Here is an 11,249-nt window from a genome sequence, read left to right on the forward strand (position 1 = left end):
ACCGATGCGACAACATTATCGAAGGGAACCTACACAGTCAGTTCAAAAGGAGCAGCAATGACTACAGATATTGAAACAGCCGGACTCCGGCTCGCAAAACTGGGTGGCAAATTGCCGGTTTTATTACTGAGCGCATTCCTCGTGGCCTGTGGGGGCGGCGGAGGTGGTGGGGGAGACAATGGAGGCGGTAGCTCCAGCAGTAGTAGCTCCAGTAGCAGCAGCTCGAGCAGTAGTAGTTCCAGCACCAGCAGCTCGGGCGGCGGGGAAACGGCGCCGGATCAGCCCACGCTGACCATGCAGCCCCAGGCCACCAAGACCTTCCAGTTCAACTGGGAGCCGGTGAGCGGTGCGAGCGAGTACCGATTGCTGGAGAATCCGGACGGCGTGTCCGGCTACGAACAGGTTGCCACTATTGATGGCGAGACCAGCGAGTATGGGCTGGTGGTATTCCTGCCGAAGCGGATCAACGCCAGATATATGCTGCAGGCGTGCAACAGCGCGGGATGCAGCGATGGCTCGGAAGCGGTCAGCGTAACCGCCGCAGAATTGACCCCCGCTATCGGCTACCTGAAAGCCGCCACCCCAACTGAGCGCGATATCTTTGGGGACGCAGTTGCCCTGTCTGCCGATGGCAGCACCCTCGCCATTCGAGCGCTAGGAGACGCAGGAGGCGATAGCAGTATGCGGAACCTTGGCACCGTATATGTTTTTACTCAGAATCAGGGCAGCTGGCAGCAGCAGGCCTCCCTGCAGGCTCCCGATGCAGATACGGGGGACCAATTTGGGGTAAGCGTTTCCCTGTCCGCCAACGGCAACACCCTGGCGGTAGGAGCCAACGGGGAGAGTAGCGGCAGTATCGCTACCCCACCCGACAACAGTGTGGCTCATAGCGGCGCCGCCTATGTGTTCACCCGCACCGGCAACAGCTGGGGAGATCCAGCCTACCTCAAGGCCTCCAATATCGGGGAAGGCGACGCCTTTGGGTTGGCCGTCGCCCTGTCCAGCGACGGCCTGACCCTGGCGGTAGGCGCTGTGGACGAGGACGGCTCCATCACCGGCACCGGCAGTGGAGGCGGCGACAATGACGACGCAGAGAATCTTGGCGCCGTGTATGTGTTTGCCCTTCAAGACGGTACATGGCAGCAACAGCAGTATTTAAAGCCTTCTACCTACGTCATCGGAGATAGTCGTTTTGGGGATAACCTTTCCTTTTCCATGGACGGCTCGACCCTGGCCGTCGGCATGCCCTTTGAGAGCGCAGCTAATCATGGCGGCGTATACGTATTCACCCGCAGCGGCGACGACACTTGGTACGAGGACGACTTCCTGAGAGCTCCCGCGCGGGATACTAATGATCTTTTTGGCGATCAAGTAGCCCTGTCGGGCGATGGCGATACACTGGCTATTGGCGCCTATAGGGACGATAGTGGAATCGCCGGGGACAATACGGATAACAGCGCCATCGATAGCGGCGCCGTGTATATATTCCGCAGGGAAAGTGGGAGCTGGAGCCAGAGGGACTTCCTGAAAGCCGATAATATCGAGGAGGGGGTTCAATTTAGCTACGGAGGCCTGGCGCTTTCAGAGGACGGTACCACCCTAGCAGTTGGGGGAGGCGACCACAGCAACGCGCAGGGCATTAACGGCAATCAACAGGACAACAGCTCCGCTTGGAGTGGCGCCGCGTATATTTTCAAATATGTGGACAGCGGATGGCGGCAGCAATCCTACCTGAAGGCCCCCAATAGCGACGCAGGTGACGAATTTGGTAACGGCGTGGCCCTTTCCGCCGATGGCAATGTTTTGGCGGTGGGAGCACCTTATGAGGACAGTGCCAGTGCGCAAACCGACAACAGTGTTGAAGAGGCGGGCGCCGTGTACCTGTACTAGTCGCGGATAACTATCCACAGAAGGCCGGCTTAAGAGAGCCGGCATTTTTATATCTGTTTTATATCTGTGCCCTTCCCCCTCGAGCATCCCCGATCGGCCTTTTTTGTGGCGGCGGAAACTATGGATTTATCATTGATCCATAGCGCCGCTTAATCTTCGTTTAGCCGCCGTTTAGCCCCCGACCTGCCCCGGCGCCAGCGCCGCCCGGCTGCGCTCCTGCGGGGACTGCTGTTCAGCCGACTCGGCACCATCCCCTTCCAGTTCGGCGGATCTGCGCCGCTCGTCTTCGTCATCCGGCGCCCCGGCGGCACTCCCCACTGGCTGGAGTTCACCGCCGGTCAGCTGCATCTCCGGCGTATTTACCGCATCCACACCGGTGCTGTAGGGGTTGACCGCATTGAAGATACCCGGGTCCACCTGGGCGAAGTCCTCCACCGCGTTCTGTACCGCCGATTTCAGCCCCTGGGCGGACTGGGCACCGGCCACTGACTGCAGCCCTTCACCCTCGGCCAGGAAGTATGCGGGGGTCCTGACAAATTGCGGTTCATAGTAAATGACAGAGACCATCTCCACCGACTCCGTTACATCCATGAACAGCGGCAGGATCTCGCTGCCGATCAGCCCCCACTGCTGCGGGTTTCCGTCCCCGTCGACACCCAGTCCCAGCCGTACTGAACCGGCGGTGAGGTGGGTATCGCCGTAGGTCCCTTCCACTGCGGTCAGAGCTCCAACGTTTGCGCTGTCCAGCGCAATACTGCCGCGGCCGGCGTTGATCTGGTCGATGATCAGATCGCCGTCTGCCAGTACCGAGATATCGATATCGGCACCGGAGGTCTGGATATCGAGCACATTCACGTCGCTGGTAACATCCACGTCACCGGCAACGATCAGGTCGGCGCGATTGGCCTGCAAAGCTCCACCGATGGTGTCGGTGGCGGCGCTGGTAATCGCAACGTTGCCGCTGCCGTCATAGCCCAGGCGCGTGTTGTCGGCAAACAGGACACCGGCGCCGCTACCACCACTGACGAAATCAAAACCGAGGTCGGTTTCCAGGGCCAGGCTGTCGGTGTTGTTATCCAACCCTTCGAAGCCGGAAAACTGGAAATTGCCGACTTGCCTGCCGCTATCAAGGATCTGCCAGGTCTTGCCGGTCTTTGATCTGGATAGACGAGCCTGCTCGAGCCTTCAGCCACTTCATATAAAAATGTGATTCAGCTCTCCGAATCCAACCCCCAGAGTAGATACAGCTTACCTATTTTCGTTAAAATCGGACCGACAGCACAATAGGGAAAATTCAAGAGCTGTGAGCGCCAGTAAAAGCGAAATATTCTCCCGATTCATCTCCAAACCCGGGCATTCGCATTTGCGCAAGATCTTTCCGCCTGAGCCTTCTCAGTCTAAAGGCACAGCAATATCACAGGCCCACCTTAATCAATAAAAATCGAGTAATTGCTAGCAACACATTTGGTGGAGCCCAATCAGTACCGATTCAACAACATTATCGAAGGGAACCTACACAGTCAGTTCAAAAGGAGCAGCAATGACTACAGATATTGAAACAGCCGGGCCCCGGCTCGCAAAACTGGGTGGCAAATTGCCGGTTTTATTACTGAGCGCATTCCTCGTGGCCTGTGGGGGCGGCGGAGATGGTGGGGGAGACAATGGAGGCGGCAGCTCGAGCAGTAGCAGCTCCAGCAGCAGTAGCTCGAGCAGTAGTAGTAGCTCCAGCACCAGCAGCTCGGGCGGCGGGGAAACGGCGCCGGATCAACCCACGCTGACCATGCAGCCCCAGGCCACCAAGACCTTCCAGTTCAGCTGGGAGCCGGTGAGCGGTGCGAGCGAGTACCGATTGCTGGAGAATCCGGACGGCGTGTCTGGCTACGAACAGGTTGCCACTATCGATGGCGAGACCAGCGAGTACGGACTGGTGGTATTCCTACCCGAGAGGGTCAATGCCAGCTATATGCTGCAGGCGTGTAACAGTATAGGATGTGCGGACTCCAACCCGGTCAGCGTAGAGGCCTCAGAATTGACCGGTGCTATCGGTTACCTGAAAGCCGCAAATCCAGACGCTAACGATTATTTTGGTTCCGTTGCTCTTTCCGCCGATGGCAGCACTCTTGCCATTGGAATGGGAAATGACGATGGAGTTGATAATAGCCGCGAGAATTCCGGCGCGGTATATGTTTTCACCCAGAGCCAGGGCATCTGGCAGCAGCAGGACTACGTGGAAGCGCCCATCCCTTTGCAAGGTGATTTTTTTGGTATAGATGTCTCCCTATCCGCCGACGGCAATCTCCTGGCGGTCGGAGCCCACCGTAGGAGCAGTGCCACTATCAATGATCCAACACTCGACGACTATAATCTGATGAGCGGCGCTGTCTATGTTTTTATTCGCAATAGTAATGGTTGGGAAAACTCGGCTTACCTAAAAGCCTCCAATATCGGCCAACAAGATTATTTTGGACGGCATGTCGGCCTTTCTGCCGACGGTCTGACTCTGGCGGTAACTGCCACTCATGAAGATGGCTCCATCAACAGCACCGGCAGCGACGATGGTGACAATAATGAGGCAAACGACCTCGGTGCGGTCTACGTATTTACCTATCGAGACAACACATGGCAGCAAAAGGCCTACCTAAAACCCTCTGTTTACAACAATGGAGACACTCGTTTTGGATCGGACCTCTCCTTTTCTTCAGACGGATCGACTCTTGCTGTCGGTATGCCCGGCTATCGCGGCACGGATACAACTCCGGATGATGGCATCGCCGCATCACTTAAAGGCGCTGTCTATGTATTCAGCCATAGCGGAGACACCTGGCAGCAGGACGCTTTCCTTAAAGCTCCATTTCCAGATGATTATGATAGTTTTGGTAATAGTGTCGCCCTATCAGGTGATGGAAATACTTTAGCTATCAGTGCTGCTGGAGATGACAGCGGTGTGGCCAAGGACAGTGCAGATAACAGTGTAGAAGATAGCGGTGCAGCCTATATATTCCGCAAAGAAAGCGGAACTTGGAGTCAGACTGACAAGCTGAAAGCCAGCAATATAGGGGAAGATGATAGCTTTGGCTCCCCCGTGTCTCTTTCGGCTGACGGCACCTTGCTAGCTTTCGGGGCAACATTTGAGGCCAGCGCCTCCGAGGGTGTCAACGCCGATCAACAGGACAATAGTTCTCTCGGTAGTGGCGCAGCATATGTTTTCAGGTATAAGGATGGAAGGTGGCAGCAGCAGTCCTACCTGAAGGCTCCTAATACCGATTCATATGACGTATTTAGTGAAGACTTAACGCTTTCAGCCAATGGAGATGTTTTAGCAATAACATCTTTTTATGAAAGTAGCTCCGGCGAGCAAGACGACAATAGCACTGATAAAGCCGGCGCGGTGTACCTGTACTAGCAGTCGGTACCAACAGCACCCGAGAGGCCGGCTTGCGCGAGCCGGCCTTTTTATTTATATCTGCGTCCTTCCCCTCGATAATCCCCGAGGCGCGCTTCGCCTCCCCATATATTCCATCGTCATCCGTACCAGCCGCTGGTCGGCGGCGGCACATCCCCGTAGCATTGAGCCGTAACCCAGCCAGTTACCGGGTTAACGACTCCTTGGTTAAAGCATAAGAAAGATCGTCGGACCTGGTTCGGGCAGCCAAGCTGCCAATCCACCAGCAGAAGCTACGGATTGATCGCTTGACCCTTGGCGCCGCCCTCTCGATTAGCCCCCGACCTGTGGCGCCAGCGCCGCCCGGCTGCCCTCCTGCGGGGACTGCTGTTCAGCCGACTCGGCACCATCCCCTTCCAGTTCGGCGGATCTGCGCCGCTCGTCTTCGTCGCTTGGGGCCCCGGCAGTACCCACTGGTTGTAGCTCCCCTCCGGTCAGTTGCATCTCCGGCGTATTTACCGCATCCACACCGGTGCTGTAGGGGTTGACCGCATTGAAGATACCCGGGTCCACCTGGGCGAAGTCCTCTACCGCGTTCTGTACCGCCGATTTCAGCCCCTGCGCGGACTGGGCACCGGCCACTGACTGCAGCCCTTCACCCTCGGCCAGGAAGTATGCGGGGGTCCTGATAAATTGCGGTTCATAGTAAATGACAGAGACCATTTCCACCGACTCCGTTACATCCATGAACAGCGGCAGGATCTCGCTGCCGATCAGCCCCCACTGCTGCGGGTTTCCATCCTCGTCGACACCCAGCCCCAGCCGTACTGAACCGGCGGTGAGATGGGTATCGCCGTAGGTCCCTTCCACTGCGGTCAGAGCGCCAACGTTTGCACTGTCCAGCGCAATACTGCCGCGGCCGGCGTTGATCTGATCGATGATCAGATCGCCGTCTGCTAGTACCGAGATATCGATATCGGCGCCGGAGGTCTGGATATCGAGCACATTCACGTCGCTGGTAACATCCACGTCACCGGCAACGATCAGGTCGGCGCGATTGGCCTGCAAAGCTCCGCCGATGGTATCGGTGGCGGCGCTGGTAATCGCAACGTTGCCGCTGCCGTCGTAGCCCAGGCGCGTGTTGTCAGCAAACAGGACACCGGCGCCGCTACCACCACTGACGAAATCAAAACCGAGGTCGGTTTCCAGGGCCAGGCTGTCGGTGTTGTTATCCAACCCTTCGAAGCCGGAAAACTGGAAGTTGCCGACTTGCCTGCCGCTATCAAGGATCTGCCAGGTCTTGCCGGCGACATTGAACTGGAACTGGTCATCACCGCCGCCGCCATGGAGAGACACGCGCTGGCTACTGTCGACATCGACTTGCAGGCTATCGTCGCCCTCGCCCAGTGACAGGCTGCCCAGGGTGGTGCCGGCCAGCAGTACTGAGTCACTACCGGCGCCTGTGTCGATGGCTGTAAATTCGCCACCGGACAGCGTGAACTGATCGGAACCGCTGCCCGCAACTATCGACTCAACGCCACTGAACACCAGCTCCCGACCGGCACTCGCAATCGTGCCCCGCGAGGCGTTGATATCCCACTGCGCATCAATGTCCGCCCCGCGCAGCACATCGAAACCACTTCCGGCAGTAAAACTGTTCAGATCCGCAAAGGTCACGCTGGCAACGGTCAGGCTGTCCAGGCTGTTGACGTTGTATTCACTATCGATATCCAGCCCTTGGTAATTGCCAGTGCCGTTGACCTGCTCCAGACCTTCGAATACTACCGTCATGCTGTTCACCGTCGCCACGGCACCGCCGTTCACCAGCGCGTCGCCGCTACTGAGTGAAGTCCAGTAGGCGCCGTTGGAGTTGACGCTATCTGCGCCCCCCCCGGCCGCTACGGTCTCAAGGCCGCTGAAATTGATACTGGCGACACTGATATCACCGCTCCCGGCCAGCTCAAAGGCGTCCGCGCCCGACGTCCCCTGCAACCGGTCGCTGCCACCACCAGCGCTGACAGAGCTGACGCCGGTAAAATCCATATCGGCGACAGTGAATGCACGACTGCCACTGAGAATAAAATTGTCGGTGCCGTCGGAGCCCGTCAGGCTATCGGCAACTACCATATCAATATCCCGAATCAGCAGACCGCCGGCGTCGAGTTGTTTACTGGTCCCGTTCAGGGCCAGGCTGCCGGTGTAGCTTGTGGCATCGAACACGTCAGAGGCGCTGCCGGCATCGACAAACGCAAGGTCGGTAAAGGTAACCCCCTCTACCCCGATGCCGCTGTTGGACAAGGTAAACTCTTCCGCAGTATCCGGCCCGTAGAGACCGGCCTCAGCGGCCGCGACGCGCTCGACACCGGTAAAAGTTATGTCGCGGTTTGTCAGCTCGGCATAGTTTTCGGTCAATGTCCAGTCGGCACCGTCACCGGTAACGCTGTCGACACCGCTGCCGGCGGCAATACGGCTGATACCGGAAAAGTCTATCTCGTTGGCCTTTACGGCATTGGTCCCGGTGACCACGTAGCGGTCGCCCTTGTCCGATGCCGCCAGGGTGCCATTGGTCACCACCTCGATTTGGCTGAAGTCGACCCCACGGATGGTCGCCTCGCCGTCGGTGCCAGTCAGGGTGGCAGCGGCGCTGTTAGTCAAGGTGACGTTATCCTTGCCACCGCCGGCATTCACGCCATTGAGGGATTGGAAAGTGAGGTTGAGATCCTCAATAACTACTGTGCCATCGTCCTCGAGGGTATAGATCTCGTCAGCGGCCGTACCCACCAGGCCGGCTTCGGTCCCGCGCGCTATCAGCGTCTGCACGCCGGCGAAGGTGATTCCGCTGTTCTCGACCTCACCACCAGCAGCCTTGAGCAACCAGTCGGCGTCGGAGGCACCAGTAGCCGTGCCACCGTTGCCGATATATTCCAGCCGCTCCAGGCCGTTGACAGCGATAGAGTCAAAGCTCAGGGACCCGGCACCACTCACGTCAAAGCGGCGTCCGTCGCCGGCGACTTTCAGCAGATCGGTGCCGGCACCGCCGCCGATATTGATCTCGCTGACGCCGCTGAAGGAGATTCCCATTCCGTCAGCCTGCAGGCTGTTGTCCGCCGCCAGGGAAAATGTATCCGCGGCGTCGGTGCCGACAAGTGTGGCGGTGGTTGCTGCGGAGATATTGCTAAAAGTCAGCTCGAGCCCCTCGGCCTTCAGCTGCTTGGCGCTGCCGGTGAGTGCCAAGCCGGCGGCATAGGCGCTGGCATTCAGGCTGTCGCTGCCGCCGACGCCATCAACGAACGAGAGCTCATGGAACCGATGGCCGCCGTGACCGACCACAGCTGCGCCATCTACCAGCGACAGCGTGAAGGCGTCTACACCGGCAGAGGTCACCAGCCCGGCATTCTGTGCGATGAAGTCCTCCACACTGGCAAAGACGATACCGTTGTTTACCAGATTTCCGGTAGGGGTACCCAGATCCGGGTCCAGCTCCAGTGTCCAGTCTTTTCCGTTGAAACCGGTCGCAGTGTCGCTACCACTGCCGGCGGTGACACTGGTGATATTGGAGAAGTCGATGCCGTTGGCCTTAATGGTACTGGTACCGGTGACCTCGAAGTCGTCGCCATTGTTGGAGACCACCAATTTACCGCTGGTGTTTTCGATACCGGTGAAATCAATGCTGGCAGATGTGGCTTGGCCAACCTCCCCGTTCAATTCCACATCGCCGCTGGTATCGACGGTATCGTAGCCGCCGCCGGCATTGATCATGGACACATCGGAAAAGGCTATCAGCCCACCTTCCGACAGGGCAATTTCGGCCTCGTTGAGTTTTGCACCCAGGCTAAACGTTTCATCCTCATCGCTACCGTCAATGGTATAGCTGGCGCCGTCACCATTGACGCTGTCCATACCGAAATAGCTGATGCCATTGCTGGTGAAACCATCCGACAGGAGAGTCACACCGTCGCTGACCGTCAGGCTATCCGCGCCGCTGCCCGCAGTTACTTCCAGAAGGTCGAAAAATCTGATGCTGGAACCAGTAGAGCCAGCAAGGACCGAAACTGTCGGACTGTCATCTTCAGTACCGGCAACAAATCTGGTAGAGGTATCGGTCGCAGTCAAGGCCTGGGTATATACAGTATCGATGCCGGAAAACAGCAGACCTCCGGCATCGATCTGATTGGCATTGGCGGTCAGGAAGACACCATCAGTTCCGAGAAGATTGGCATCCAGAAAACCAGTTCCCGCGAGGGATTCGACAGAATCCACGCTTTGGACCGTTAAGCCGGCATTTTTTATTTCTACATCAAACGGATTGAGTTCTGAAGCGACCAGTGTGAAGTTATCATAGCCGTCGGCAGCAGTCAGACTAGCACCCAACGCCTGCAATATTTCGACGTTGCTAAAAGTGATATTTTCGCTAAGATTGATGCTATAACATTGCAGCTCACCGTCTGCGGTGATAACCCAGTCGAAGCCATCGTAGCCAATGACAGTGTCGTCCCCATCAAGTGCGTCAATAGAAAGCGCAGTAACTGCCTCTCGGTCATTTATGATTATTTTTCCATCTGAAGTTATCCTAATGATATCCGGACCGCTTGAACCCTCCACACTACCAAAATTCTTAGAGTATTTGTTATAGAATCTTATTTTTTCTATTATGGCTGGATTATCACCACCACTTCCACTAGTGCCGCTTTCCGCAAAAATGAAGTCGCCACCGTTACCGCCCCTCACCTCAAACAAGCTTGAAAAATGGATTTCGTTTACATCCAGTTTCCTCTCACCGGTCACATAAAATGACTCTGATCCAGCAGTGCCGTATAGCTTTCCTACCGTAACGTCCTCGATAGCAGAGAAGATTATATTATTATAGTTGTCTTTAATCTCATAATCATTTCCGGTCAGATGCAGAGTCCCCCCATCGTCATTCAGGTTGTCACTGCCATCGCCAGCATCGACCTGTTCGAGATCGTAAAAGATAATGCTGTCATTGGCATTGGCGGCGGTGGCGGTAACATCTCCATAGTCATCCAGACTGAAACTGTCTGCACCAGAAGTGCCCTGCAATCGGCGAGTACCGCCATTCGCATCTATCTCACCGATCGACCGAAAAGTAAGGTCGCCTACCAATATTTCCGTCTCACTATTGTCATTGACTGACAGGCTGTAAGTTTCGACGGCGCTGCCATAGTCGGACAAGCTGACGTCAGCACCGGCTGTATCAAATATTTCAGCATTGGAGAAGGTAATACCACGATTCTGCACTTCGCCATCGCCATTCCGCATCCAGTCATGCCCACTGTCACCAATTACGGTATCGGTGCCAGATCCAGCGTTGATAGTGCTGATATTATAAAAGGCGATTTTATTGGCCTTGACGTCGTTATACCCGGTCACCTCGAAACGGTCACCCTTATCCGATGCTACCAAGGTACCGCTGAGCGCCTCGTCCACCCCGTTGAAAAGGATATTGCCGCTTCTGGCTTCGTTGTCTGTTCCGGTCAGTTCAATATCCGTGTCACTGATTATTCTGTCGCCGGCTTCCGTGCCCGCTCTGGCTTCTTTGGCCGAGGTAAAGTCGATGCCCAGCACGTTGAGTATCGTACCCGTCAGATCGAAGCTTTCGGCAACGGTGTTGCCGGTACCATCCACGATCGCATCGACGGTATCCACCTGTTCGATATTGCTAAAGTCAATACCCGGTATCGATGCACTGCCATTCGCAGCCCCCAGGGTCCAGGTGAGGCCTTCGGTGGTAGTTTTTACCGTGTCATTGCCGCCGCTGTCGCCACCGGCATTCACGGCACCCAAACCGGAAAACTGGATATCGTAACTAGTGACTTTGTTGTCAGCGTCCAGGGAGAATTCATCGGCACTATTGGTGCCATTCAGGGTGGCATCGCTGGTGCTGGTGGCGGTGTCGATGCCGGAGAAGGTTACGATGCCCGCCTTTACACCACCGGGAGCCCCCGTCAGAGTCCAG

At 56.6% G+C, this 11,249-nt stretch carries 4 protein-coding genes; 2 read left to right on the forward strand and 2 right to left on the reverse strand.

The window, feature by feature from the left end; translation table 11 throughout:
- The first annotated feature begins 57 nt into the window (after positions 1-57).
- Positions 58-1,890, forward strand: coding sequence for an FG-GAP repeat protein (locus MWN76_RS11715; protein ID WP_250461598.1), 1,833 nt, complete (start codon positions 58-60; stop codon positions 1,888-1,890).
- 171 nt (positions 1,891-2,061) lie between these two features.
- On the opposite strand, the gene MWN76_RS11720 is transcribed toward MWN76_RS11715, so the two are convergent.
- On the reverse strand, positions 2,062-2,970 hold the full coding sequence (locus MWN76_RS11720; protein ID WP_250461599.1) for a hypothetical protein: 909 nt from the start codon (positions 2,968-2,970) through the stop codon (positions 2,062-2,064).
- Between the two features lie 460 nt (positions 2,971-3,430).
- Between MWN76_RS11720 and MWN76_RS11725 the strand changes: the two genes are divergently transcribed.
- On the forward strand, positions 3,431-5,293 hold the full coding sequence (locus tag MWN76_RS11725; RefSeq protein ID WP_250461600.1) for an FG-GAP repeat protein: 1,863 nt from the start codon (positions 3,431-3,433) through the stop codon (positions 5,291-5,293).
- Positions 5,294-5,605: 312 nt separating this feature from the next.
- Here MWN76_RS11725 and MWN76_RS11730 read toward each other — a convergent pair whose 3' ends face one another.
- Complete coding sequence (locus MWN76_RS11730; RefSeq protein WP_250461601.1) at positions 5,606-11,077, reverse strand: beta strand repeat-containing protein; 5,472 nt, start codon at positions 11,075-11,077, stop codon at positions 5,606-5,608.
- Positions 11,078-11,249 lie beyond the last annotated feature (172 nt).

Origin of the sequence: Microbulbifer litoralis, assembly GCF_023634065.1 — a bacterium.
GTDB lineage: Bacteria > Pseudomonadota > Gammaproteobacteria > Pseudomonadales > Cellvibrionaceae > Microbulbifer > Microbulbifer litoralis.

Bases quoted from the DNA above. Each gene is read 5' to 3' on its own strand.
- MWN76_RS11715 (WP_250461598.1), top strand. From the start codon at position 58: ATGACTACAGATATTGAAACAGCCGGACTCCGGCTCGCAAAACTGGGT.
- MWN76_RS11725 (WP_250461600.1), top strand. From the start codon at position 3,431: ATGACTACAGATATTGAAACAGCCGGGCCCCGGCTCGCAAAACTGGGT.